The organism is Rathayibacter sp. AY1F2 (genome assembly GCF_002930885.1).
In the GTDB taxonomy this organism is placed as follows: domain Bacteria; phylum Actinomycetota; class Actinomycetes; order Actinomycetales; family Microbacteriaceae; genus Rathayibacter.
In genome coordinates, this window is the sequence record NZ_PSVG01000002.1 from 177,454 (window position 1) to 202,303 (window position 24,850).

Genomic DNA, 24,850 nt, shown 5'->3' on the forward strand with positions numbered 1-24,850 from the left:
AGCCGCCCTCCACCCTCGGGGGACGGCGGGCACTCTCAGCCGACGGTCTGCGCGCGAGCGCGGGGACTACTTGCGGAACATCCGCGCCGTGGTCTCGAAGAGGCCCTTCACGGGGCGCTGCTGCTCGCCCTGCTGGGCGCCGAGGACGATGATGACGGCGGTCAGCACGGGGATGGCCCACTGGGTGACCTTCTGCACGCGGAGGGCCGTGGTCAGCTCCTGTGAGTTGTGCTCCGACGCCTCGGTCACGCCGGGGGCGCCCTCGTCGGCGTGCTTGGCCTGCGTCGCTCCGGCGACCGCGGCGATCACCGAGGCGGCACCGGCGAGCCCGGTCACGACGGTCTTGACGACGGTGTTCGTGCGGCTCTCCTGCTGGTTGGCCAGGCGGGTCTTGTTGGCGAGAACGAGTCCGATGCCGCCGACGCCGTGGGCGGCGATCGCGGCGAGCTGCACAGGGGTCCAGCGGGCCCAGCCGTTCGAGGAGAGGCGGAGGCGCTCCGCCGGGTCGGACGAGGTGGACGCGGCGCCGTTCAGGCCGACGGCGCCCATGAGCGAGCCGCCGAACCAGGCGGCGGCTCCGAGGTCGTGGAGACTGCGGACGAGGGTGTTGCGGGAGGGCATGTGGGCCTCTTCTCTGCCGGCGGCGGACGTCGGCGGTGGTCGGCTGGTGCGGACTCCTCCGACGCTACGCGCGCCCTGGAACCGCGCACGGGGCTTGACCTCTCCCCCTCCGACACGCTCCGCTGGAGGTCAACGACCGACCCGGACCGACCGACCCGAGGAGCCCCGCGATGCCCACCGACGACGAGAAGCGGACGACCCGCGACGAGTTCCACGACGCCGTGAACATGACCGCGAAGGAGCTCGAGGAGTGGCTCGGCACCGACGAGTCGAAGGAGGTCGGCCAGAAGCCGGAGGGCGGCGGCGAGTCCGTCGGCCACGAGAGCGGGCGCCGCATCGTCGACCTGCTCGGCACGAAGCAGGCCGACCTGAGCGACGACGACTACGCCCACATGACGAAGGTCGTCGGCTACGTGCACCGGCACGCGAAGCAGCGTCCCTCGGGCGATGTCACCGAGACGAAGTGGCGCTACTCCCTGATGAACTGGGGCAACGACCCGCTGAAGGGCTGACCCGGTCCGAGAGCTGCGCTCAGCACATCCCGAAGAGGTTGCAGAGGGCGCCGCGGTCCTGGATCGACTCCATGCCGCCCGGCTTCTGCACCTTCGGCAACTCGTAGGAGGCGGCGACCGTCTGCACGCCGGCGGACGAGGCGGCCTGCACGGGAGCGGCGGCAGGAGCAGCGGCGGGAGCGAGGACGGCTCCGAGGGCGAGTGCGGCGGCGGCGAGGATCGGGGCCATGGTCGTTCTCCTGTGATCGAGGGGTGCGATCGGCTCGACCGCTCCACCAGCATGGCGACGCCCCGTCGCACCGCTCCTGTACGAAAGACCAGTCCGCCCTTGTACGGAAGGCCGACGGGGCTCGGAGAAGGCTTCGGTACCCTGGTCCCGTGGTGGGGACGACGCGGTGGACGAACGACGTGCGGACGCTGCCCGGCGGCTGGATCACCCGGTCCCTCCTCCTCGGCTCCTTCACGCTCCTCGTCGTCATCGACCTGATGGGCGGCAGCGTCGACCTCACGTCGGTCCGCGGCTGGATCGAGCTGGCGCTCCCCTACCTGCCGCTCCTGGCGCTGCTCGCCGGCGCGATCCCCGCGGCGGTCTCGCTCTACCTCGTCTACGCCGTCGTCCTGATGCTCGGCGCCCCGCCGCTGCTGCTCGCGGCGCTGATCTTCCCGACCATCGTGGTGGTCGGCTTCGTCACCTTCCTCCTCCCCTGGCGCGCGGGGCTCGTCTTCGTGCTCGGCACCCTCGTCCTCCTGCCCGCGGTGCTGCTCGTCGACCGCGCCATGGGCACGGCCGTCTACGTCCTGGGCGCGTTCGTCCTCTTCGGCGGCACCGCCGGGCTGGGCCTGAACGCCTTCCGGGGCCGCAGCGAGCGGAGCGAGCGCCGGGCCGACCGCATCCAGGAGGAGCAGGCGCGGATCCGCAACGAGGAGCGGACCCGGCTCGCGCACGAGCTGCACGACATCGTCGCGCACGAGGTCACCATCATCGCCATGCAGGCCCGCCGCGCGACCTCGGTCGAGGACCCGGCCAAGACCGAGCGCATCCTCGAGAGCATCGGCGACGCGGCGCAGCAGGCGCTGCAGGATCTGCGGAGCCTCGTGACGCTCCTCCAGGACGAGGACGAGGCAGGCGCTCCCGCCCGCGGCGACTCCGACCTGCTCGGGACCCCGGAGGTCTCGGGCGCCACGACCACCGCTGTCGGCTTCGTCCACGACGTGCGGAACGTCGCCGACGCGATCGAGCGCGCGGGCTTCCGGGTCCGCCTCGACGTGGCGGGCTCCGTGGCGCAGGTGCCCGCGAGCCTCCGCCAGGTGCTGCGGCGCACGGTCCGGGAGCTGGGCACGAACGTGCTCAAGCACGGCGACACCGCCGGTGAGGTGCAGCTCCGGCTCGAGGTGTCGGAGGGCGAGGTGCAGCTGAGCTCCTCCAACGCGATCGCCTCCGCGGCTCCGATCGTCTCCTCGCACCTCGGGATCGAGGCGATGTCTGCCCGCTGCGCCGTCTTCGGCGGGCGGCTGGACGCGGGAGCCCGCGGCGGCCGCTGGACCACGACCATGACCATCCCCCTCGAGGGCCGGGCGTCCGGTGCGCTCGTCGCGGGGGCGACCGACGAAGGACGAGAGCGATGACCCGCGTGCTGCTGGTGGACGACGAATCGATGACCCGCGAGATCCTCCGCGACTACCTCTCTCAGGACCCGGCGATCGAGGTGGTGGGCGAGGCCTCCGACGGGAGGATCGCGGTGCAGCAGGCGGCGACGCTCCAGCCCGACCTGATCCTGATGGACATGCAGATGCCGGTCATGAACGGCGTCGCTGCGACCGAGCGGATCCACGCCGAGCACCCGGGCATCGCGATCCTCGGGCTCAGCACGTTCACCACGGACCGCTACGTCGTCGACCTGCTCCGCGCGGGCGCCTCCGGCTACCTGGTCAAGGACACGAAGCCGCGGGAGATCATCGCGGCGGTGCACGCGGTGCTCGCGGGCGAGTCCGTGCTCTCCGCCGAGGTCACGCGCCACGTGGTGAAGGGGCTCGAGGAGTCGGTGCCGGCGGAGACGGTGCCGGACCCCGATCTGCTCGAGGCGCTCACCGAGAAGGAGCTCGAGGTGATCCGCCTGCTCGCCCGCGGGATGAGCAACCGCGAGATGGCGCAGGAGCTGTTCGTCACCGAGTCGACCGTGAAGGCGCGGTTCGTGAAGGTGATGGAGAAGCTGGGCGTGCGCGACCGGGTGCAGATCCTGGTCTCGGCGATCGAGCACGGGCTCGTCGACCTGGGGACGCGTCCCGGCCGGAGCTGATCGAGCCCGCCGGATTCAGCCCCAGCCGACCACGTCGGCGACGGGCCGCACGAGCCCCGCGACCGCCCGCTCGAGCGCACTCTCGTCGACCGCGGCGAGCGCCGGCTCCGGATCGAGCACCAGGGCGCCGCCCCAGCCCATCACCTCGTACTCCACCAGGGTGCGCGCGAGCGTCTCGGGCGACCGCCAGGCGCGGAGGAGGTTCGCCCGCGCGAACGCGTGCGCGGCGCGTGCTCCCTCCCCGTGCGCGGCGCGGCCGTCGAGGACGGTGCGCAGCACGGTCTCGAGGGTCGGGATGCCCTGGCCGGCCGGGGAGACGACCTGCCAGGTGAGGGAGGGGCGGCTCGAGCGCAGGCCCCGCGCGACCTGGGCGACCGCATCGCCGCCGGCGGAGCGCAGTGCGGCGGGGACGAGCGGTTCGGCCCCCGCGGTGAGGCGGCACAGCGCCAGGAATGTCGCGGCGTGGCCGACCTCGCCGGACGGGTCCGCGCCGGTGACGATCGTGCTCTCGTAGCCCTGCTCGCGGGACTGGTGCAGAGCGCTCGGCAGCGGAGCCGCGGCGGGCACGGAGACGGGCCGGGACGTCTCGCAGACGGCGCGTTCGGGCCCGACCACGGCGAGCACCGGATCCCCGGCTCCCTGGGCGCGCTCGAGCGTCAGGGCGGTCCAGGCCGCGGCGCCCTCCGGAGGGAGCACCGCGGTGAGGCTCTGCGCCCCGGCCGTCGCCGTCCATGCGAGCGAGACCGCTCCGGGGGGAACGGCCGAGCGGAGGCGGGCAGCGCGGTCGGGCCCGTCGTCTCCGGCCGGGTCGCGCCAGCCGAGGGCGACGACGGCGAAGCGGGAGCGCTCGTCGACGACGGCGAGCGGGGGTGCGGCGGTCATGGGCTCCTCCTTCCTGGAGGGGTGGAGGCGGCGGGAACGCCCAGTGCGGCGAAGGGCTGCTCGGCCAGGCGGGCCGCGGCGTCCGCGAGCAGCGGGCGCGGCGGCCGCGCGGCGAGGGAGTCGACGAGCTCGCCCGCGAAGCCGGGCGCACCGCGCAGCAGGGCATCCCGGGCGACGGTGCGGGCCAGACGCTCGTCGTCGTGCACCAGCCGCTCCGCACGCAGCACCGCGCGATGCCGGGCGTGCTCGAGGGCGGAGTCGTCGCTCACCGCGAGGGCGCGGAGGCGGTGCCACGGATCGACGGGCACGGCGGTGTCGTCGACCAGCACGAAGAGGTCGTCGGCGACGGTGTCGCCCGGGCCGAAGAGTCCGGCGCTCGCGTCGAGTCCGGCCTGCGCAGCGAGCGCCTCGGCGGCGATCAGGTCGCCGAGCAGCTCGTCGGAGACGCGGGTCGACGGCGCGGCGGCGGTCGCGGCGAGCCGGCGGGCGGCGGGCTCGGCGCGGTACTCGGGGCGGGCCGTCCCAGGTGGGACGGCGACCGGTCCTGCCGCGCGATCGGGCGCCTCCGCGAGGGCCGCGACCAGGCGGTCCAGGAGCCGGGCGGGGTCGTCGGCCGTGACGCCGACCAGCACGGAGCCGGCCGGGCTGTAGTGGCGCCGGTGCAACGCGCGCAGGACGGGCTCGGTCGCGCGGCCCTCGAGGTCGAGGTCGCCGCTGCCGTCGTGCGCGTTGGGGGCGTCGGCCCAGTAGCGGGCGGTCAGGTGCGGCCACGGCAGCACGCCGCCCGGAGCGGGGGCGAGGCGCGCGGCCCGCTCAGAGGCGACCGCGCGGATCTGCTCCGCGATCTGCTCCGGCAGGAAGGCGGGGCGGAAGACCTGCTCGACGAGCCGCTCCGCGATCACGGCGGCCGACCCGGGAGAGCCCGTCTCGAAGAACTCGGAGTAGTCGAGGTGGGTGTGACCGCCGAGGACGCCGCCGCTCTCGGCGACGCGGGTCTGCCGGACGAGACCGGCGACCCCCTCGCTGTCCTGGTAGACGAGGTGCTCGATCAGGTGCAGCATCCCCTCCTCGCCGTCGCGCTCGTGGCGCATACCGGCGGGCACGGCGAGGGCGACCGAGTCGTTGCGGACCTCCGGCCGGTGCACGACGAGCGCGCGGGCGCCGGAGGGCAGGGCGGCGGACAGGGTCGGGACGTCGCGGGCGCTCATTCCGCCCGCTCCCCCAGCTGTGCGGCGGACAGGCGCAGCAGCAGCCGCGCCTGATCGCTGCTGGCGCCCCCGGAGCGGTGCCAGTCGACGGCGTGCTGGGCCAGCCGGAACGCGGTGCCGACGCGCAGCAGCTCGGCGTCGTGGTCCTCCTCGAGCGAGAGTCCGCGGCGGAGCGCGTCGAGGGCCGGGCGGAGCGCGGGGTGGAAGGCGTGCAGCTCTGCGAGCTCCCCGAGCACCCAGGCGGCGTCCCAGACCGGGTCGGCGAGCCCGACGTCCTCGCCCGTGAGCAGAGCGACGCGGGTCCCGCCGACGACGAGGTGGGCGAGGCCGGGGTGGCCGTGGACCACGACCGCGGCCGGCGAGGCGACGACCGCCTCCGCCCAGTCGGCGAGCTCGAGGAGACCGCCGGCGCCGAGCTCCTCGGCGGCGGGCGCCCAGCCACCGGCGAGCCAGCCGCGGGCGCGCTGCAGCGGACGCGGAGGGAGCGGCTCCCCGGCGGGCCGGGCGCCGTGGAGCGCGTCCAGCGCGCCCTTCCACTCGCGGCCGACGGAGACGAGCGCCTCCTCCGACAGCTCGTGGAGGAGCGCGGGCAGCAGGGCGCGGGCGGTGGTGCGGTAGCGGCGGATCGACGGGTCGGCGCCTCCCGGCACGATCCGGGGATCGGGCGCTGCGAGGCGGACGGGCACCGGCGAGAACGGCAGCGGCGCCTGCTCTCCGAGGCGGCGGGTCCAGACGGTGGTCCCGTCGGGTCCTTCCGAGAGCTCGGTGACGAGCAGCCCGGTGACGAGGGCCCGCGGAGGGGCGGTGGTGCTCACGCCGACCTCGCCTCCTCCGCGGCCGCCGGTGCCGTGCGCAGCGACTCCAGGTGGCGCAGCACCGCGGGGAACGCGGGCGGCACCCAGGCGAGCGCCGTGTCGCTGGACTCGCTCGGCCCGGGCACGGGGTCGATGACGGTGAAGTTGGCCGGCTCGCGCAGCAGCGCGAGGGTGGACTCGACGACCGGGTTGCCGAGCGCCCGCGGCGGCAGCGACGGAGCGATGCACACCGGCGCCTCCGTCGTGAGGGCCGCGAGCAGCGACGGGGAGTCGGTGATGCCGTGCGCGAGGCGCGAGGCGTAGTCGAGGGTGGCCGGGTAGATCAGGATGAGGTCGGCCCACTCGGCGAGGTCGACGTGGGCGACGACGATCTCGTCGTCCCAGCGGTCGTCCTGGATCCGGCCGCGCAGTCGCGACTCCAGGTTGTGCCGGGTGGTGAAGCGGTAGGCCGAGTCGCGGACGAGCACGCGGAACTCGGTCGCCGGAGCGGCGGCGCGCGCCCACTGGATCCAGTAGGGCATGACCTGGGTCATGGCGGAGCCGGTCAGGACGAGGGCCACCCGGGAGTAGCCGAAGCGGCCGAGCGAGAGGTCGGAGAGTGCGGCGCTCTGCGCACCGGGCGGGGTGGTCATGGCGGTCTCCTCAGAGGGCGGCGGGCGGGAGGGCGGATCGGGTCGCGGCCGGCGGTGAGGACGGCGGCGGACGGGCGGACCGTGCCCGCGGAAAGGGCGGACGGGGATGGGCGGACCGTGCCCGCGGAAAGGGCGGACGGGGATGGGCGGACGGCGCGAGCGGACGGCACGCGCCCGGGAGGGGCCGGGGCGACGCGGTCGAGGACCGGTCGCCCCGTGCCCGTCAGCACCCTGCGGTGAGGGTGACGCCGATGATGACGCCGGCGCAGAACGGGGTGGTGGCGGGCGCCTCGGAGGCGGCGTCGGTGCCGATCTCGTCGGCGGCGGTGAAGGTGTCGTGGGCGGTGGCGAGCTCGGCGAGGTCGGCGGACTGGACGGTCTGGGCGGTGATGGTCGACATGGTGTTCTCCTTGGATGAGTGGTGGCGGCGGATCCGCCGGGTCGTGCGGGGAGTGGTGCGGGTGGTCCGGCCGGAGGGCCGGGGAGCGGGTGCTGCGGGAGCACCCGGGCGGGAGGAGGGCCGGGTCAGCAGCCCGCGCCGAGGGTGGCGCCGACGATGATGCCGACGCACAGGGGCGTGGTGGCGGGCGCCTCGGTCGCGGCGTCCGAGCCGAGCTCGTCGACGGTGGCGAAGGTGTCGTGCGCTCCCGCGAGGGCGGTGAGGTCGGCGGACTGGGCGTCGGTGGAGATGGTGGTCATGATGTGTCCCTTTCGTGGAGTACCTCGGGCTGAGGTGGTGGTCCCCTCGGGATCGAGGGGAGGTTCGTGGGGCCCTAGCGGGCGGTGAGTCCCGGGCGGTCCGGGTCGATGCGCGCGGCGCGGGCGGCGTCGGCCCAGGCGTCGGCGGCGGGGATCGTCTCGGCCGAGGAGCGCAGGAGCGCTTCGGCGAGGACGCGGGAGCGGTGCTGGCCGAAGCTCAGTCCGCGGTAGGAGGAGCGCTCGTCGGCCGGGTCCTCGGCGTAGGCGAGGCCGTCGGCGAGCCTCTCGGCGAAGGCCGAGACGGCGGTGCGGGGCGAGGGCCGGGCATCGAGCAGCGGAGTGACCCTCCGGGCGACGTCGTCGGCGGAGTCGGCGGGCAGGTAGACGACGAGGGCGTCGGAGCGGGGGAAGGCCCGCGGGTCCGAGAGCGCCTTGGCCTGGTGGCGGGCTCCGGAGGCGGCGAGCGCCTCCAGGAGCGGGCCCCACAGGGCGAGCGCGTCCTCCGCCGAGTCGGCGACGAGCGAGAGGCGCACGACCCGGTCGGCGGGATCGAGTCCCATCGGGCCGAGGGCGAGGAGGTAGCCGGGAGTGGTGCGGGTGCGCCAGCTCGGCAGCCGGACGCCGGCGACGGCCCCGTCGGCGGAGCGGACGAGATCGACCTCGGGCACGAGGACCCGGACGCGGCCCAGCTCGACGACCCGGCGCTCCTCCCCCTGCACAGTGGCGGAGCCGAGCACCCCGGAGGGAGCGGGCTGCAGGACCGTGCGGTGCGGGATCGCGTCGATCAGCCGGGGGGCGAGGTCCTGGCCGTCGCCTCCGGCGGTCTCGCCGAGCAGCGGGTTCCGGAGGTGCAGGTGGGTGTAGAGGGTGGCGGCGAGTCGGGCCCGCAGCTCGATCGGCCCGGTGGCCTCGATCACGGTCCCGTCGACCTCGGCCCGCAGCCGGGCGGCGTCGACGCTGATCACGGCCTCGTCGAGGACGGAGCGGGTGGTGAGGGCGGTCATCGCGGGCTCCTGTCGAATCCGAGGGCGGTGGAGTAGGCGGAGGGGGCGAGCAGGACGCGGCGGCCGATGCCGGCGGCGGCCCGCTCGATCCCGGGGAGGCGGGAGACCATCGAGGCCCGGGCGAGGGTGCGGTCGACGAGGTGCCAGCCCAGGTGGGCGGTGGCGCGGACGGCGAGGGCGTCGTCCGCGCCGGCGGTCTCGGCGGCGTAGGCGAGCCACATCCGCCGGATCCTCGGGACCAGTGCCGCCATCCGCTCCGCGATGCGGGCGTCCGCGGCCGCGGTGTCGAAGGCGAGGGGAGGAGCGGAGGCGCCCTCCCGGGTGGTCACGGTGTCGAGCACCGCGCGGTGGATCCACTCCCCCGCCAGCGTGCCGAGGTCGCGGGCCGGATCCCCGATCCCGAACTCCTCCCAGTCGAGCAGCTGGAGGCGCCCGTCGCGGAGGTGGAACTGGTCGAGGCGGAGGTCGCCGTGGATCGGGGCCGTGCGGTTGCCGCTCTCCCACTCGCGGAGATCCTCCGTGGCCGAGACGAGCTGCTCGTCGTGCTGCAGGTCGCCCCAGAAGGCGAGCTCGGCGAGGGTGAGGTCGACGTAGCGGGTGTGCGGGATGCCGACGCGCAGCATCTCGACGGGAGGGCTGGGGTGCGAGGTCGCGGTGAGGCCCGCCACCGGGCCGGCGTGCAGCCGGGCCAGGAGCCGGCCGGCCTGTTCGGGGAAGTCCGCGGGGACGCGCTCCTCCACGAGCAGGAGGGCCAGGCTGGTGCCGGGGCAGTGCTCGAACACCAGCAGGGAGTCGTCCTCGTCGGCCGCCAGCAGGCGGGGTCCGGCCGGGGCGTGCTCGGGGCTCCGGGCGGCGAAGCCGGCGAAGTCCCTGGAGCGGCGGAAGGCCGCGGGGCCCGCCGTCCGGGGCGAGACGTGCTTGACGAAGACGCGGGCGCCGTCGTCGAGGGTCATCGTCCACGACGCGTTCCGGCCGGCGAAGGCGGGGCGGTCGATCGCGGCGACGCGGTGGCGTCCGCCGCCGAGCAGCCGCTCGGTCGAGGCCGCCGCCCGGAGGGCCGCCGGATCCGCGGGGCGGTGCCCGGGGGTCGCGGGGCGGAGCCCGGGAGTCGCGAGGAGAGTCACGATCGTGTCCTTCGGTCGGTCGAGCGGATCAGAAGAGGTAGGTGACGACGAGGTAGGCGCCGCCCGCTCCCCCGACGAGGAGGGCGGTGTTGACGAGCAGCTTCTTGAGGGGCGAGGGGCGGGTCGAGGCGGTGCGCGAGGTGGTCATGGTGGTGTCCTTCCGAGGGGTGGTGGTGGTGGATATCGGGAGCCGGGCCTAGGAGGCGTCGGCGGCCTTGAGGGAGGCGCGGAGCGAGACGCGGGAGCCGGTGCGGAGCGCGTTGTTGCGGTAGACGCGGACGACCAGGCGGAACAGCAGCGGCACCGTGATCGCGGCGACGACGGCGGCGATCACCATCTCGGGGGTGCCGACCGAGTCGAGGCCGAAGCGCATCGGCATCAGGTAGGAGGAGAAGAGGGGGACGAAGGAGAGCGCGTGCACCCAGGCCTCGTCGAGGTTCGCCGGCACCACGTAGAGCGCGATGATCAGCAGCGCCATCTGCACGACGGAGAGCGGCATGGCGGCGGTGCCCAGGTCCTCCTGCCTCGACACGGTCGAGGCGAGCAGGGTGCTGAGGAGCGCGAAGAGCACGTAGCCCTGCAGGAACCAGACGAGGAACCAGACCAGGCTCGGGCCGAGCTCGATCTCGAGGACCGACCACCCGCCGACCACGCTGAACCCGCCGACGACGGCGCCGCCGATCACGAGCAGCTGGGCCAGGGTCACCAGGCCGACGCCGATCATCTTCCCGGCGAGCAGCGGGGCGACGCCGATCTTCGTCAGCAGGATCTCGACGATCCGGGACGACTTCTCCTCGACCACCCCCGAGGCCAGACTCGACGAGGAGTAGACCATCGCGGCGAGCAGGGCGCTGATCATCGCGGTCGCGAACAGGATCCGGGTGTCGAGGACCACGGTCCCCGCCTCCCTCGTCGCGTCGACCAGGAACCAGCCGCCGATCCCGGCGCCGAGGCCGGCGATCGCGGCCAGCGCGAGGGTCGCGGTGAGGATCGTGCGGTTCCCGGTGCGGGTCAGGATCTCGCGGCGGACGATCGTCGCGGCTCCCCGGGCCGGCGTCGGAGGAGCGGAGCTCTCGGCGGTCGGGGCGTGGGCGGCGCGGGGGTGCGTGGTGGTCATCGTCCTGCTCCTTGGATCTCGAGGCGGCGCTCGGCCGCAGGGGTGGAGGCGGCGGTGAGCCGCTCGGACAGCAGCTCGGTCAGCGAGCGCTGCTCGGTGCGGATGCTCCGGAGGCCGCCGTGGCGGGTGAGGGTCGCGAGCACCTGCTCGGGGACGTCCCGGCCGCTGCCCTCGATCGAGACGAGCAGCGACTCCGGCTCACCGGGGACCGGCTCGGCCGACAGTCCCGGTGTGACGCCGAGCTCGGCGACGAGCAGGTCGTCCAGGGGGCGGGAGAACTGCAGCTGCCAGCGGCTGCGGCCGTCGTCCTGCAGCTCGGCCACCGCTCCGCTCGCGGTCACACGGCCGGAGTCGAGCACGCAGACGGTGTCGCAGAGGCGCTCGACCAGGTCGAGCTGGTGGGAGGAGAAGAGCACGCCGACGCCGCGGGCGGACTGCTGCCGGATCAGGCCGGCCATCGTCTCCACGGCGACCGGGTCGAGCCCCGAGAAGGGCTCGTCCAGCACCAGGAGCGACGGATCGCCCACCAGGGACACGGCCAGCTGCACGCGCTGCTGGTTGCCGAGCGAGAGGTCCTGCACCAGCGTGTCGGCCCGCTCGGCCAGGCCCAGCGCGTCGATCACCTCCTCGGCGGTCTCACGGGCTCCCCGGGCGTCGTGCCCCTCGAGCAGAGCGAAGTGGATCACCTGCTCGCGGACCCGCATCTGCGGGTAGAGGCCGCGCTCCTCCGGCATGTAGCCGATCGAGCGGCGGTCCTCGGCGGTGATCGGCGCGCCGTCCCAGGTGATGGTCCCCGTGTCGGGGGTGAGCAGGCCCAGGATCAGCCGCATCGTCGTGGTCTTGCCGGCGCCGTTGCCGCCGATGAAGCCGACGATCTCGCCGCGGCCCACGGACAGGTCCACGTCGTGCAGGACCCGGTGGCCGTCGAATGCACGGCTCACGCCGCTGAGCTGAAGCCCTCGCATGTCATCTCCTCGAAGTCGTTTCTCTTGACTCCTCAGACGCTACGGACGCTCTCGCGACGGGCTCCTGTACTTCGGTACAGCGCCGAGGTGGCCGAAAGTGCAGGTCCCGCATCACCGGACGTGCAGGTCCCGAGGCGGCCGCGCGTGCAGGTCCGGGGGCGGCCCGGGTGCGGGCCGCCTGCGTCCCGAGCACGACGGACGCCCCCGTGCTCGTCCGGTCGGCGACCGGAGCGCACAGGGGCGTCCGTGGAGGAGGAGGGGCGGGGTCAGGCCGTCGCGCAGCTCCCGTCGACCTCGCCGATGACGCCGTCCGTCACCGACACGACCGCGCAGTTCGGGTAGCCCCGCTGCGGCCGGTGCGCGGGGTCGAGCGCGCGGAGGATGCTCCCGAGCACCGCTCCGTGCGTCACGACCAGCACGTCCCCGTGCTCGGCCGCCGGCGCGAACCGCGCGATCGCGGCCTCCACGCGGGCGCGCACGGTGGCACCGCTGTCGGCCCGGCCGGAGGGGTCGTGGCGGTGGATCGCGTCGAGCACCGAGTCGAGACCGGCGTCGGTCATCCGCGGCCAGTCGGCGGAGGCGGGCACGTAGGAGTAGCCGTGGTCGGCGAACACCGGCTCCCAGAGCGAGGCGTTCGGCTGCCCCTCGAAGGCGCCGAAGTGCCACTCGCGGAGCTCGACCATCGGCTCGGCCTCGAGCGACGGGTGCCCGGCGAGCGCCGCCGCCGCCGTGGTGCGGGTGCGGGTGAGGTCGCTCGTGAACGCCGCGACGAGCGGCACGCCGCGCATCCGCTCGCCGAGGGCCGCCGCCTGGCGCTCGCCGCGCTCGGTCAGCGGCGAGTCGCACCAGCCCTGCAGCTGGCCGGCGACGTTGAAGAGGGTCTCGGCGTGGCGGACGAGGTGGATCGTGCCGGTCACGGGCGCGCGCTCGCGGGCGTCGTCGGGCGGGCGGAGGTGGTGCGGTGCATGCGGTTCTCCGGGGTCAGCGCGCTACTCCGGAGCGGCGCGCGCGATGTGGAGGGCCAGGAAGGCGACCTCCTCGTTGGGCAGGGCGGCCTGGTACTCGGCCGCCACGAAGGAGCGGACCCGCTCGGCGGAGGCGATCGCGCGCGGGTAGCGGGCGCTGAGGCTGGTGAAGAGGAAGTCGTCCTCGCTCTCGAGCAGGCCGCCCGAGAAGAAGCGCTCGGCGAAGTACTGCAGGTGCGCCACGAAGCGGGCGGAGCGGAGGTCGTCGCGGTCGAGCGCGGCTCCACTGGAGTGCTGGATGATCGCGGTCACCGAGCGGATGAGCTGCACGATCCGGAGCGAGTCGATCCCGACCTTGCCGAGCTCCGCGTTGGCGAGGTGGAACGCGACGTTCGCGGCCTCGTCGGCGGGCAGCTCCACGTCCAGGCGCTCGCGCATCCGCTCGACCGCCCGCTCCCCCACCGCGTACTGCACGGGGTAGACCGTCCGCATCTCCCAGGCCAGCCGGTTGGCGACCGAGAGCCCGCGCCGCTGCCGCTCCACCGCGAAGTGCAGGTGGTCGGTGAGCGCGAGGTACACGTGCGGGTCGAGCTTCAGCCCCTGCTCCTCCGCGTCGGCGACGACCGCGCGGGTGAGCTCGACGAACTCCGGCGGGATCTGGGCCAGGAGCTCGACGAGGTTGCGCTGGTCCGAGTCGTCCAGCGCCACGAACACCTGGTCGACGCTCGAGGGCTCGATCGCCTCGCCGGCCTTCGCTCCGAAGCCGATCCCCCTGCCCAGGAGCACGCGCTCGACGCCGCGCTCGTCGACGACGAGGACGACGCTCGAGTTGAGCACCTTCTTGATGGTCTGCATGCGTGTCTCCGTCGACGGCCGCGTCAGGGCTGGGGTGGGGGTGGCGGGGCCTCTGCCCGGAGAGCCGGACGGCGCCTCCGGGCAGAGGAGGATCATCCCAGATCCGCGCCGTTGGAGGCGATGACCTTCTGGTACCAGAAGAACGAGTCCTTCCGGTAGCGCTCGGTGCTGCCGTGGCCGAGGTCGTCCATGTCGACGTAGACGAACCCGTAGCGCTTCGAGATCTGCGAGCTGGAGGCGCTGATCAGGTCGATCGGCGCCCAGCTCACGTAGCCGAGCAGCTCCACGCCCTCGTCCACCGCCTGGATCATCTGCTCGAAGTGCGCGCGGAAGTAGTCGATCCGGTACGGGTCGTGGACCCGGCCGTCCTCGGTCAGCTCGTCGCGCATCCCGAGCCCGTTCTCGACGATGAACAGCGGCTTGCCGTAGCGGTCGTAGAGGTCGATCAGCGAGATCCGCAGCCCGACGGGGTCGATCTGCCAGCCCCACTCGCTCGACTCGAGGAACGGGTTCTTGACGCCGAGGACCGTGTTGCCGGGGGTGCGCTCGGCGTCGGGGCGCACGGACTCCGTCATCGACATGTAGTAGCTGAACGAGATGAAGTCGACGGGGTGCTCGCGCAGCAGCTCGACGTCGCCCGCCTCGAACGGGATCTCGACTCCGCGGCTCTCGAGCGCCCGCAGCGCCAGGCGCGGGTAGGCGCCGCCCGCCTGGACGTCGGTGCAGAGGTAGAGCATCCGCTCCTTCGCCTGCGTCGCCGCGACGTCGTCGGGGTGGCAGGTGTTGGGGTAGGTGGTCAGCATCGTGAGCATGCAGCCCATCCGCGACTCGGGCCACAGCTCCTTCAGCGTCCTCGTGACCGAGGCGGAGGCGACGAACTGGTGGTGCAGAGCCGTGTAGCAGGCCTGCTCCACGCTGCCCTCGACGGTCTCCTCGATGATCCCGCCCGAGGTGAACGGGTGGCGGATGATGCCGTCGATCTCGTTGAAGGTCAGCCACATGTCGACGAGGTGGCCGAAGCGCTCGAAGCAGGTGCGGGCGAAGCGCTCGAACAGCCCGATCGTGCGGCGGTCGACCCAGCCGTTGTGCTTCAGCGCGAGCGCGAGCGGCGGGTCGTAGTGCGAGAGCGTGACCAGCGGCTCGATCCCGAGGCGCCGCATCTCGGTGAAGAGGGCGAGGTAGTAGGCGATGCCCTCCTCGAGCGGCTCCGCCTCCTCCCCCGTCGGGTAGAGGCGGGTCCAGGCGATCGAGACGCGGAGGGTGGTGAAGCCCATCTCGGCGAACAGCGCGAGGTCGCCGGGGTAGCGGTGGTAGAAGTCGATGCCGCGGCGCTTGGGGTAGTACTCGGTGTCGTCGTCGGACATCGCCGCCGTGATGCTCTCCACCGTGTTGCGGTGGTGGATCGCGTACTCCTTCGGGTCCGCCTTCGGCTTGTAGGAGGCGACGTCGCTGACCGCCGGGCCGCGCCCGCCCTCGCGCCACGCGCCCTCGACCTGGTTGGCGGCGAGGGCGCCGCCCCATCGGAATCCGTCAGGAAGCGCCATCGGCGAGCTCCTTCTCTCTCTGCGTCACGGTCATGATCCGGTCGCCGGCGGTGATCCGCTCGGCGGCCTCGACGAGCACGGTGTACTCGGCGGAGTTGGTCACGAGCACCGGGGTCGTGGTGTCGTAGCCGGCCGCGGTGATCGCGGCCAGGTCGGCGATGAGGAGCAGCTGCCCGGCCTCGACCCGGTCGCCGACCGCGACGTGCGCCTCGAACGGCGCGCCGTCCAGCTGCACCGTGTCGATGCCGACGTGGATGAGCACCTCGACGCCGTCCGCGCGGCGCAGCCCCACGGCGTGGCGGGAGGAGAGCAGCGCGATGACCTCGCCGGCGAACGGCGCCCGGACGGCTCCGTCGGTGGGGCGGATCGCCAGCCCCTCGCCGAGCACGCCCGCCGAGAACACGGGGTCCGGAACCTCCGAGAGGGGGATGACGGAGCCGGTGAGCGGCGCCTGCAGCGCGAGCGGGCTCCCGGCGGCGGCCGCCACGTCGCCGAGCGCCTGGACGCTGGCGGAGGCGTCGTCGCGCCAGATGACGAAGGAGACGACGAACGAGACGGCGACCGAGATCAGCAGGCCGATCACGGCGTTGAGCAGGTTCCAGGGGTTCAGCCCGTCGATGAACATCGAGATGCTCGCGACGCCGGGGCTGACCAGGGCGAACGCGGCGACCTGGGTGGCACCGATGTAGGCGCCTCCGACCACGCTGCCCGTGATGACGGAGACGAGGGCGCGCTTGTTCTGCAGCGTGACGCCGTAGAGCGCCGGCTCGGTGATCCCGAAGAGGGCCGAGAGGCCGCCCGAGAAGGCGGTGGCGCGGAGGGTCGCGCTCTTGGTGCGCAGGGCGATCGCGAGGCTGGAGCCCGCCTCCGCCGCGTTGTGGGCGAGCGAGGAGGCGAGGTAGAAGGTGTCCTTGCCCGCGCTGGCCATCGTCGCGATGGTCGGCGGGATGAACGCCTTGTGCATGCCGACCGAGATGATCAGCGGGAGCACGCCGGCCAGCAGCGCGACGGCCACCCAGCCGAGCGCCCCGTAGAGGCCGATCATCGCGCCGGTGAGCATGGAGCCGAGCCAGTAGCCGAGGGGGCCGAGCAGGAAGATCGTGGCCGGAGCGACGATCACGAGGCACATCAGCGGCACGTAGAACGTGCGGATCGGGCCCCACGAGTGCTTCGTGAAGAAGCGCTCGACGACCGAGAGCAGCAGCACGGCCAGGATCGCCGGGAACACCTGGGCGTTGTAGGCGATGACCGGCACCGGGATGCCGAAGAGCGCGACGCCGCCCTCCTGGTTGAGCAGCGTCGTGAACGCCGGGAAGACCAGGACGCCGACGAGCCCGAGCGCGAGCGGCCGGTTCACGTCGAGCTTCTTCGCGCTCGTGTAGGCGACGAGCAACGGCAGGAAGCCGAACACCGCGTCCGGGATGGCGGACAGCAGCTTGAAGTTGTCGGAGGCCGGGTCGAGCCAGCCCAGCGCCGAGGCGAGGACGAGGAACGACTTGAAGATGCCGGCGCCCGCGATGGCCGGGATGATCGGCGTGAACACGCTGACCACGAAGTCCATGATCGTCGCGCCGAGGCGCTTGAGGGACCGCGGCTGCTTCGCCTGCTCCGCGGATGCGGTGGTGCCGCCGCGCAGCTTCTCGACCGCCGCGTACATCTCGCTGACGCCGCTGCCGACGATGACCTGCGTCTGCGGGCCTGTGACGACGCCGATCACGCCGGGCACCGCCTTCAGCGCCTCGACGTCGGCCTTCGCGTCGTCCGCCAGCGCGAACCGCAGACGGGTCGAGCAGTGCTGCAGCTTCGCCACGTTGGCGGCGCCGCCGACGTGCTCGAGGATCGCCTTCGCGCTCTCCTGGGTACTCATCGGTACTCCTCCGGGTGTGGGGGGACGCGCGCTTCCCTGCGCTGTGCTGCCCGGCCGTCCGTCGCCGTCCCCGCCCCCCTCCGGCACCGTCATCGGTGCTCCGGCGGAGCGTCAGGAGGCGTCCGGGCACAAAAAAAGGACCCGACGACGCTCATTACGCGTTTCGTCGGATCCTGCCTGCACGACCAGTCACATGTCCGAGAGTGACGCTAACACGGGGGTGGGTGGGGCGTCAAAGAGGGGGGTGCGCACGGCCATCGCGTATAGGGCGGTCGTTGCACCGGTGTCGGCATGATGGACACGTGGACACTCTCGACGTCGTTGCGGCGGTCATCAGCGATCGCGGCCGTATTCTCGCCTGCCGTCGGCGGGCGGACAAGGCGGCTGGCGGGCTCTGGGAATTTCCCGGCGGCAAGAGAGAACCTGGCGAAACACCTGAAGGCGCCCTCGCGAGGGAGATCCGTGAGGAGCTGAGCGTGGAGATCGAGGTCGGCCCCAAGCTGACGTCAGACGAAACGGAGGTCGGCGCTCTCACCATTCGGTTGCACTGCTTCCGAGCCGTGGTTCGTGGCCCACGCCCCACGGAGAGCACCGACCACGACCAACTCCTCTGGCTCCTTCCGAGCGAACTCCCCGGACTGGAGTGGGCCCACCCCGATCTGCCGGCCGTTCGGCTTCTTTCCTCTACGGATCGATGAGGTCGAAGCCCTCGTCAGACCTGAACGCTGTGATGATCGAGAGGCTGCGGATGAGATCCAGCATGTCCTCTTCCGGGCGACCGGGAAGCAGGATGACGGGGACTGCCGCGTAGCCCTCGCGCTGCGCAAGATGGGCATAGTCGAGCACCTGCCCGATGGCCATGCGGACGAAGGACCGGGCGGTCGACTTCTTGGCTTCGACAATCCAGCCGCTCGATCGGACGTAGAGGTCCGGCTCGACCCGTGAGCTGCCGACCGGGAGCGTCAGACGACTGGGCGGCGTGCCGTTCTCGGTCAGCCAGAGCCCAAAGTCGGACTGCAGCTCGAACTCGATTCGGGAGACGACCCGGTCATCGAGAGGGCTGACATCCGCACCCGCGATGACGATGTCGGAGTGCTCGGGAGGCGTCCAGTCGCCGAGCGAGGCGGCGGACTCCTGTGTGCCACCGTAGGTCGGCAGCCGAGTGATGTCCGCCGCAAGCGGCAGGAGAGTGAAGATGATGCCGCGTCGCTGCGTCCCTTCGGTGTCCGGGATGATCTCCCACCGGTAGGTCGGAGTCCCTGTCGTGAAGGCACCGATGTAGGTCACGCTCGTTCCCTGCACCGTGAACAGCCGAAGCACCCGCCCATCCTGCGCCGCGTCCCGGAGAGCCTTGTTGCCGCGAAGAAAAACCTGGTCACCGACCTGCCCTTCTCCCGTGTAGGAGTAGGACCCGTCCTCGCGAAGTCCCTCGAACCGGTCGTAGCCGTATCGAGCTCCCTTCGCCGGATCGGTGAAGATGAAGATTTCACGGAGCGCTCGCGGCGTCACGATCCCCTGCTGCTGCTGCCCTCCGTAGGCGCGGTGGATATCACGCCGGAGGACCTGGTCGCCCACTTCCAAGGTGAACCGACGCTCGGTGGTGTCTCGTCGAAGCAGACGGGAGCGGACAGCCTCCGCCTGCTCTTCGGTCAGATCCCACCGAGATTCCTCAGCGGGAAGAGTTCCGTAGGAGGAGCGGAGGAGGCTTCGGATTCGACGCTGAGAAACGCCCAGTTCAAGTGAGAGTGTGGCGGGAGTAACGGGAGGCATCTCGCGAGACTAGGAATGCTCGGAGCGCGTTCTGTCGAGGTGCACTCGTGTTAGCGACAGAGTTACTCATTTTGCGTAACTGCCGAACTTTGTGCCGCATAGGTCCCAGAAAAGAGGTCACGGAAAAGATCATTACTCACTATCGCCAGAGTTGAAAGACGCTAATGCGGTCGCGTCTGCCGCTGTTGCGGCGTCGGGACGACCCTCCATCAGAGGAAAGAGGTTCTCCCCCTCACTCCCCGCACCCCGCCAGCACCGCCTCCGCCGCCTCCCGGTCCTGCGCCCCGACCCCCAGCCCGTACTCGCTGAGCACTTCCACGAACTGCTCCACATACCCGCAGCGCAGCTCCGCGGCCGGTGGCAGCCACTCCCCCGGGCCGGCGTCGCTCTTCGCGCGGTTGGTCTGCTCGGAGGCGGCGACGAGGTTCGCGGGGTCGTTCGCGAAGGCGAGGCGCTGGTCGTCCGTCCACGACCAGGCGCCGTGGTGCCAGGCCCAGCCGAGGGCGACGACGTGGTCGATCTGTACGAGGCGGGAAGTGTCGGTCCCGGAGACGAAGGCGACCGAGGTGCCGTCGTAGGGGTCGATCAGGGTGCCGGTGAGGACCTTGCAGTCGCGGGTGCCGGGCTTGAACACAGGGGCGAGCAGGTCGCGGCCGAGGACGTCGTTGCGGGTGTCGCAGCCGTTGCGGTCGACGTCCGACCACGCCTGTCCGAAGAGGTCGCGGTCGTAGGGGACGGCGGCGGGGCCTTCGACCGAGGGGAGAGCGGCCAGCGTCGCGAGGGACGGAGCGGACGGCTCCGTTTGTGGAGCGGACGGCTCCGTTTGTGGAGCGGACGGCTCCGTTCCCGGAGCGGACGGCTCGACGGCCGCCGGCGGGCTGCTCGGCGCGGGAGCAGCGGGACTGCTCGACGCCGCAGAAGCACCGGCCGAGGAGGACACCACCTCCGGTCCGCCTCCTCCCGCCGTGTCCGACAGCGCGACGGCTGCGGCGGCGAGCGCCGCGGCCCCCAGCAGAGCGAGGACCGCACCGGCCCGTCGACGAGGGCGCCGGCGCACGGGGGCGGCCGACCAGTGGCGCATGATCGCCCCCTCCTGCGACGAGACCCGCGATGCGGTCGACGCGACGCGCCTCCTCAGTATGCGGAGTGACCCGCTCCGGGCTCGACGGTCGGGCGGAGCGTCGGGAACGGGGCGGCCGCGCGGAGCGACGGCGTCGACGGTCGGGATCAAGCCTCCCGGAGGCCACCTCGTCGCGCCCGCGCCGGCGACCCGCGCCTGCTTGACTGCTCCCATGGAGATCTTCATCGGAGTGGTCGGCCTGCTCGGCGGGCTGGTCATCGCCGGGCTCGCGGTCGTCGCGGTGGTCATCGGACGACGGCGGGCGGTGCCGGCGTCGCTGGTCGACGTCGAGGTGCGGCTGACGCACGCCGGGGACGACTGGTGGCGGGTGGGCGTGCGGGTGCGCAACTCCGGCCGGTCGCTCGTGCCGGTGACGAGCTACAGCGACGGGCGGCCGATCTCGGTCGACCTCGGCGGAGCCGTGTCAGCGGAGTGGTACGGGTCGGCTCCCCGGTCGGACGCGTGGCGGATCGATCCGGCGGTCGGGCTCCTCCTCGGACCCGTCGCGCTGGAGCGCGGGGCCGACCTGGGGGCGACGATCGTCGTGCGCGGGCGCCCGCAGGTGCGGATCGACGCGCCGCTGCGCTACGTGCCGGTGCGCGAGAACGTGATCGAGTCGCAGACGCCGGACGCCGCTCCGGTCTGGGGCGTGTCCGAGGCCGCGGCCGCTCCGGCAGCAGCGCCGGCGTCGGCTCCCCCTGCGCCGATCCGTCCGCGTCAGCAGCGTCCGATGGACGCCGACCCGTCACGTCCCGAGCGTGAGAGCGTCCTCCGCGGCGGCTTCGGAGTGTGGGCGGCGATGATCGCGGGCGGCGCAGGAGCCGTCGGCGTCGCGATCGGGATCGCCCTCGAGCTGGCCGGCGTCGAGGCGTCGGGGCTGGGAGGCGCGGGCATCATCCTGATCGCGGCCGGCTTCCTCGGCCTGGTCGGCACCCTCGTGATCCGGCTGCTGCGCCGCTGGCTCGAGCCGCCCGCCCTCTGGCGGACGCCTGCGCAGCGCCTCCGCCGTCCCGGGACGATCACCGTCCTCATCCTGAGCTACGCCGGGCTGGCGCTGTTCTGCACCGAGTTCGCGGCGCAGTCGGTGACGGGCGACACGACCTGGGTGGCCGGTGTCGCCGTGCTGATGCTGATCGCCGCATTGATCGGCACGGGACTCGTCGGGTTCCTCCGCCTGGTCGTCCTGCTCGGCGTGCGCCGCGCCTCCCGGGAGACCCCGTGACCCGTGAGGTCGTCGTCGTCGGAGCCGGCCTGGTCGGAGCGGCGACAGCCCGCGCCCTCACCGAGCGCGGCGATCGCGTGGTGCTCGTCGAGCAGTTCGAGCGGGGCCACGACCGCGGCTCGTCCCACGGCGAGACGCGCATCTTCCGCCGCGGCTACCTCGAGGACGACTACCGCGCCCTCACCGGACGGGCCGGGCGCGCCTGGGCACGGCTCGAAGCCTAGACCGGCCGCCGCCTGCTGCACCCGGTCGGCGCGATCGACCACGGCGACCCCGCCGTCCTGGCCGTCGTCGAGGCTGTCCTCCTGCGCGACGGGATCCCCGTGGTGCGGATCGAGGCGGACGAGGCGCAACGGCGCTGGCCGGGACTCCGCTTCGAGACCGACGTCCTGCTGCACCCCGAGGGCGGACGCCTCGACGCGGCGGCCGCGATCGACGCGATGCTCGACTCCGCCCTCGGACGCGGCGCCGTCCTCCGGACGCGGACGCGCGTGCTGGGCATCGAGGAGCGCGCCGACGACGTGCGCGTGCTGACCTCGGACGGCGCCCTCGACGCCGACGCGGTCGTCGTGGCCGGCGGATCCTGGACGCCGCCCCTCGTGGACGGCCTCGTCCGCGCGGCCGGCCGATGCCTCCCTCCGCTGCGCGTCACACAGGAGCAGCCCGCGCACTTCGCGACCGACCTGCCCCTCGACTCCTGGCCGAGCTTCGCCCACCACCGCCCCGGCCTGCCCGTCGTCTACGGGCTCGCGACGCCCGGAGTCGGGGTGAAGGTGGGCGAGCACGGCACCGGTGTCGTCGTCGATCCGGACGAGCGCACCTTCGAACCCGAGCCCCGAGCGCTCGCCCGCCTCGTCGGCTACGTCGCGGAGTGGATCCCGGGCGTGGACGCGGAGAGCGCCGCTCCGATCAGCTGCCTCTACGACAGCACGCCCGGCGAGGACTTCGTGCTCGACCGCGTGGGCCGCGTGACTCTGGCGACCGGGTTCTCGGGGCACGGCTTCACGTTCGGACCGGTCCTGGGCGAGCTGCTCGCGGACCTCGTCGCCGGCGGGGCGGCGCGGGAGCGGTTCCAGCTGCTGTCGGCGTGAGGGGCGGGTGCGTCCGGAGGAGCGGCTCAGACCGGGGAGCAGCGGGTGCTCCCGGGAGGCGGACTCCGATCGAGCAGGGGATGCTCAGCGGCCTGCGGGGCCCGTCCCGTGCTGCTCGCGGCCGTCCGGGTCGAGGAGCACGGCGTCGTCCCAGCCGCTCGCCGCGTCCGTCGTACGGGCCTTCGCCGGCGGGCGCCGCGCGACCGCGACGACGATCAGCGCCCCCAGCATCACCAGGGCGGCGGTCTGGAGCGGCGGCGCGACCATCGCGAGCGCCTGCCGCACGTAGAGCTCCGGCGGGACCGTGATCGAATCGCCCTGGTACTGGTTCGGCAGCAGGAGGACCACGACCGGGAGCGCGAGCACTGCGGCCCAGAGGACGACGGTGACCGCGATGGCGGCGGCCCAGAGCAGGCGGACCCGCTTCATCGGCGGGGAGCCCTCAGCAGCGGCACCACGACCGCCAGGCCGAGCGCGATCAGGCCGACGGTGAGGAACGGTCCGATCGCGTTGTCGCTGAGCACGCGGAGGTACTGCTCGGGCCCGAAGGCGCTCTGCGACGGCGAGTAGTCGTACCAGCTGTGGGAGCTGTTCCAGAGGGCGAGGAGTCCGACGAGGACGCTCACGGCGCCGACGACCGCCAGTGCTCCGGCGATGCGTCGAGTGGAGACAGCAGGGCGGGGGTCGGCGTCGGTCGCGTCGTGACGGTCACCGGAGTCGGGCGCCGCGTCGCCGGGAGCGGAGTCGGGTTCGGCGGGGAGCGGGACGGTCGGCTCGGTCGGGAGTGGGACAGTCGGCTCCGCGGGTCGCGGCGCGGTCGGCTCCGCGGGTGTCGGGACGGCCCGCACCGCCGCTCTCGCGCGCTCCGGAGCGGTCCGTCGGCCGGAGACTCGGGAGCCCGTCGGGCCGCCGACCGATCGCACGTCCTCCTGATCAGAAGCGGACCCGCCACCTCGCCGGCCGGCCGATCGCCCGATGCCCGAGGTCCCGCCCGACAGGAACGGGGAGCGGAGGCGCTCCTCGCCGCTGCCGCGCCGCTCGGCCTCGCGTCCGTCGTAGCCGCGCTGGAAGCCCGCGTGGTAGCGCGGGTCGGTGCCGCCCTCGTCCGTCCCGCCGCTCTCGCGTGGGGAGCCGTCCGCTCCGGTGCTCCGCGCCATGCCGTCCCCCGCTTCGTGCAGTCGGGCCATCATGTCGCACGTCGCCCGCTGCGGGGAGGTGCCGGGCGGAGCTCGGGGTGCGGTCGACGGAGGCGGGGGTTCAGCGCCCGGCCGCGGTGGTGCGCGACGGGAGGCCGACGATCCCCGCTCCTACCAGCAGCAGGCCGATCGTCACCGCCGTCAGCGCCGGCCAGCCACCGGCTCCGACGGCCAGGCCGAGGAGCCAGCCTCCGGCGGCCGAGCCCGCGTAGAAGGCGATCGTGTAGACCGCGCCGGCGTGCCCGCGGAGTGCCGGAGCCGCGCGCGCTCCCGTCCAGGCGGCGCCGGTCGCGTGCAGGGCGAAGAAGCCGGCCGTGAAGACGAGGAGTCCGGCGATCACCACGGCGACGTTCTCGGCGAGCATCACCAGCAGTCCGACGATCATCAGGGCGACGCCGATCCGCATGACGAGGCGGGGGCCGATCCGCGGCCCCCATCTCCCCGCGAGCCGGGAGGAGACGGTTCCCGCGAGGTAGGCGGCGAAGAGGAGGGAGACGAGCGCGGGCGCGAGTGCGAACGGCGGCGCCTCGAGCCGGAACGCCAGGTAGTTGTAGACCGCGACGAACACGCCGACCGCGAGGAACGTCTGCAGCGCGATCGCGACGAGCATCGGATCGCGGAGCACCTGCGCCGTCTTCCCTCGCCAGCCGCCGGGAGCAGCCTCGCGCGCGCCGCCGCCCCGGGGCGCGAGCACGGCGAAGACGATCGCCGCCGCCGCGCAGACGGCCGTCACGACGAGCAGTGCGCCGCGCCATCCGAGCGCCGCCGCGAGCGGTCCGGCGAGCAGTCGTCCGGCGGCACCGCCGATCGTGGTCCCGGAGACGTACGCCGTCGCGGCGGCCGTCGCTCCGGCGCCTCCGACCCGGTCGTGGATCGCCGCGACGGCGAGGGCCGGGACGGCACCCAGTGCCGCTCCCCCGAGGAAGCGCAGGACGAGGAGGAGCTCAAAGGTCGGGGCGACGCAGGCGAGCAGCGCCAGGACCACGGACGTGAGGACCGCGATCCGCATGGATTCGAGCCGTCCGATGCGCTCGGCCACCGAGGCCCACGGCAGCACCGAGAGCGCCAGTCCGAGGGTCGCGGCCGAGACGGTGAGCGCGGCGTCGGACGGGGCGAGGGCCCACTCCCGCGCGAGCTGCGGGAGGACGCTCTGCACGGCGTAGAGCTCGGCGAAGGTCGCTACTCCGGCGGCGAGGAGGGCGATGGTCAGCCGCCGCTGCGAGAAGGGTGCCGCTGCGCGCATCGGTCGGAGGCGTGCGGCGGTGCTCATGATTCCGACGGTAGACCGCCTGCGGGTGCATGACTAATGTCCTTCCTCGTACTGTTCATGCGTTCTGGTCATGT

The 24,850-nt window shown here is 73.2% G+C and carries 26 protein-coding genes and 1 pseudogene; 6 read left to right on the forward strand and 21 right to left on the reverse strand.

Annotation, left to right across the window (positions count from 1 at the left end; all coding sequences use genetic code 11):
* Positions 1–66: 66 nt before the first annotated feature.
* Positions 67–621 carry a hypothetical protein gene (locus C5C54_RS02560; protein WP_104225963.1) on the reverse strand — a complete coding sequence of 185 codons (555 nt, stop codon included), beginning with the start codon at positions 619–621 and terminating at the stop codon, positions 67–69.
* Between the two features lie 170 nt (positions 622–791).
* Between C5C54_RS02560 and C5C54_RS02565 the strand changes: the two genes are divergently transcribed.
* On the forward strand, positions 792–1,133 hold the full coding sequence (locus C5C54_RS02565) for a DUF3140 domain-containing protein (protein WP_104246984.1): 342 nt from the start codon (positions 792–794) through the stop codon (positions 1,131–1,133).
* A 19-nt stretch (positions 1,134–1,152) separates the two neighbouring features.
* On the opposite strand, the gene C5C54_RS02570 is transcribed toward C5C54_RS02565, so the two are convergent.
* Positions 1,153–1,362: a hypothetical protein gene (locus tag C5C54_RS02570; RefSeq protein WP_104225965.1), complete on the reverse strand. Its 210-nt coding sequence runs from the start codon at positions 1,360–1,362 to the stop codon at positions 1,153–1,155.
* A 149-nt stretch (positions 1,363–1,511) separates the two neighbouring features.
* Between C5C54_RS02570 and C5C54_RS02575 the strand changes: the two genes are divergently transcribed.
* The gene (locus C5C54_RS02575) at positions 1,512–2,759 is read left to right on the forward strand and encodes a sensor histidine kinase (protein ID WP_258063189.1); all 1,248 of its coding nucleotides are present in this window, start codon (positions 1,512–1,514) and stop codon (positions 2,757–2,759) included.
* Positions 2,756–3,430, forward strand: a complete 675-nt coding sequence (locus tag C5C54_RS02580) for a response regulator transcription factor (RefSeq protein ID WP_104225096.1) — start codon at positions 2,756–2,758, stop codon at positions 3,428–3,430. Before C5C54_RS02575 ends, C5C54_RS02580 begins: the two co-directional genes overlap by 4 nt.
* Positions 3,431–3,445: 15 nt before the next feature.
* Here C5C54_RS02580 and C5C54_RS02585 read toward each other — a convergent pair whose 3' ends face one another.
* The 14 genes from C5C54_RS02585 to C5C54_RS02640 all read right to left on the reverse strand — a co-directional run bounded on the left by C5C54_RS02585 (position 3,446) and on the right by C5C54_RS02640 (position 17,107).
* Positions 3,446–4,312, reverse strand: coding sequence for a hypothetical protein (locus C5C54_RS02585; RefSeq protein ID WP_104225097.1), 867 nt, complete (start codon positions 4,310–4,312; stop codon positions 3,446–3,448).
* The gene (locus C5C54_RS02590; RefSeq protein WP_104246981.1) at positions 4,309–5,520 is read right to left on the reverse strand and encodes a pitrilysin family protein; all 1,212 of its coding nucleotides are present in this window, start codon (positions 5,518–5,520) and stop codon (positions 4,309–4,311) included. Before C5C54_RS02590 ends, C5C54_RS02585 begins: the two co-directional genes overlap by 4 nt.
* Entirely contained in the window at positions 5,517–6,335 is an 819-nt protein-coding gene (locus tag C5C54_RS02595; protein WP_104225968.1) for a hypothetical protein, read from the reverse strand. Before C5C54_RS02595 ends, C5C54_RS02590 begins: the two co-directional genes overlap by 4 nt.
* Positions 6,332–6,967: a flavoprotein gene (locus C5C54_RS02600; protein WP_104225100.1), complete on the reverse strand. Its 636-nt coding sequence runs from the start codon at positions 6,965–6,967 to the stop codon at positions 6,332–6,334. The genes C5C54_RS02595 and C5C54_RS02600 overlap by 4 nt, the downstream gene beginning before the upstream one ends.
* Before the next feature lie 223 nt (positions 6,968–7,190).
* Positions 7,191–7,367 carry a hypothetical protein gene (locus C5C54_RS17830; protein ID WP_181027123.1) on the reverse strand — a complete coding sequence of 59 codons (177 nt, stop codon included), beginning with the start codon at positions 7,365–7,367 and terminating at the stop codon, positions 7,191–7,193.
* Between the two features lie 125 nt (positions 7,368–7,492).
* Positions 7,493–7,666, reverse strand: a complete 174-nt coding sequence (locus C5C54_RS17835) for a hypothetical protein (protein ID WP_181027122.1) — start codon at positions 7,664–7,666, stop codon at positions 7,493–7,495.
* 74 nt (positions 7,667–7,740) lie between these two features.
* Positions 7,741–8,670, reverse strand: a complete 930-nt coding sequence (locus C5C54_RS02605; protein ID WP_104287720.1) for a T3SS effector HopA1 family protein — start codon at positions 8,668–8,670, stop codon at positions 7,741–7,743.
* Positions 8,667–9,794, reverse strand: coding sequence for a class V lanthionine synthetase subunit LxmK (gene lxmK, locus C5C54_RS02610; protein WP_258059357.1), 1,128 nt, complete (start codon positions 9,792–9,794; stop codon positions 8,667–8,669). Before lxmK ends, C5C54_RS02605 begins: the two co-directional genes overlap by 4 nt.
* A gap of 196 nt (positions 9,795–9,990) precedes the next feature.
* Entirely contained in the window at positions 9,991–10,911 is a 921-nt protein-coding gene (locus C5C54_RS02615; protein WP_104246979.1) for an ABC transporter permease, read from the reverse strand.
* A complete protein-coding gene (locus C5C54_RS02620; protein WP_104287721.1) occupies positions 10,908–11,876 on the reverse strand; it encodes an ABC transporter ATP-binding protein in 969 nt (322 codons plus the stop codon). Before C5C54_RS02620 ends, C5C54_RS02615 begins: the two co-directional genes overlap by 4 nt.
* Before the next feature lie 266 nt (positions 11,877–12,142).
* On the reverse strand, positions 12,143–12,793 hold the full coding sequence (locus C5C54_RS02625) for a histidine phosphatase family protein (RefSeq protein WP_104225972.1): 651 nt from the start codon (positions 12,791–12,793) through the stop codon (positions 12,143–12,145).
* A gap of 72 nt (positions 12,794–12,865) precedes the next feature.
* Positions 12,866–13,696 (reverse strand): PRD domain-containing protein, encoded by an 831-nt coding sequence (locus C5C54_RS02630; RefSeq protein ID WP_104225973.1) that lies wholly within the window; start codon positions 13,694–13,696, stop codon positions 12,866–12,868.
* Between the two features lie 92 nt (positions 13,697–13,788).
* A complete protein-coding gene (locus C5C54_RS02635) occupies positions 13,789–15,240 on the reverse strand; it encodes a glycoside hydrolase family 1 protein (RefSeq protein ID WP_104256263.1) in 1,452 nt (483 codons plus the stop codon).
* A complete protein-coding gene (locus C5C54_RS02640; RefSeq protein WP_104287722.1) occupies positions 15,227–17,107 on the reverse strand; it encodes a beta-glucoside-specific PTS transporter subunit IIABC in 1,881 nt (626 codons plus the stop codon). Before C5C54_RS02640 ends, C5C54_RS02635 begins: the two co-directional genes overlap by 14 nt.
* Positions 17,108–17,409: 302 nt before the next feature.
* Here C5C54_RS02640 and C5C54_RS02645 point away from each other — a divergent pair, with 302 nt between their 5' ends.
* Positions 17,410–17,805, forward strand: a complete 396-nt coding sequence (locus C5C54_RS02645; protein WP_104287723.1) for a (deoxy)nucleoside triphosphate pyrophosphohydrolase — start codon at positions 17,410–17,412, stop codon at positions 17,803–17,805.
* Here C5C54_RS02645 and C5C54_RS02650 read toward each other — a convergent pair.
* Positions 17,792–18,682, reverse strand: coding sequence for a hypothetical protein (locus C5C54_RS02650; protein ID WP_258063190.1), 891 nt, complete (start codon positions 18,680–18,682; stop codon positions 17,792–17,794). The two genes, C5C54_RS02645 and C5C54_RS02650, sit on opposite strands and share 14 nt — an antisense overlap.
* Positions 18,683–19,109: 427 nt before the next feature.
* Positions 19,110–19,958, reverse strand: a complete 849-nt coding sequence (locus tag C5C54_RS02655; protein WP_104287724.1) for an HNH endonuclease family protein — start codon at positions 19,956–19,958, stop codon at positions 19,110–19,112.
* 211 nt (positions 19,959–20,169) lie between these two features.
* Here C5C54_RS02655 and C5C54_RS02660 point away from each other — a divergent pair, with 211 nt between their 5' ends.
* Positions 20,170–21,219, forward strand: a complete 1,050-nt coding sequence (locus C5C54_RS02660; RefSeq protein WP_104287725.1) for a hypothetical protein — start codon at positions 20,170–20,172, stop codon at positions 21,217–21,219.
* A pseudogene (locus tag C5C54_RS02665) lies at positions 21,216–22,310 on the forward strand (FAD-dependent oxidoreductase). Before C5C54_RS02660 ends, C5C54_RS02665 begins: the two are co-directional and overlap by 4 nt.
* Positions 22,311–22,394: 84 nt before the next feature.
* Here C5C54_RS02665 and C5C54_RS02670 read toward each other — a convergent pair.
* The 3 genes from C5C54_RS02670 to C5C54_RS02680 form a co-directional block, all read right to left on the reverse strand.
* Positions 22,395–22,739: a hypothetical protein gene (locus C5C54_RS02670; RefSeq protein WP_104287726.1), complete on the reverse strand. Its 345-nt coding sequence runs from the start codon at positions 22,737–22,739 to the stop codon at positions 22,395–22,397.
* A complete protein-coding gene (locus tag C5C54_RS02675; RefSeq protein WP_104287727.1) occupies positions 22,736–23,467 on the reverse strand; it encodes a hypothetical protein in 732 nt (243 codons plus the stop codon). The genes C5C54_RS02670 and C5C54_RS02675 overlap by 4 nt, the downstream gene beginning before the upstream one ends.
* Before the next feature lie 100 nt (positions 23,468–23,567).
* Complete coding sequence (locus C5C54_RS02680) at positions 23,568–24,776, reverse strand: MFS transporter (RefSeq protein WP_104287728.1); 1,209 nt, start codon at positions 24,774–24,776, stop codon at positions 23,568–23,570.
* Between the last annotated feature and the right edge of the window lie 74 nt (positions 24,777–24,850).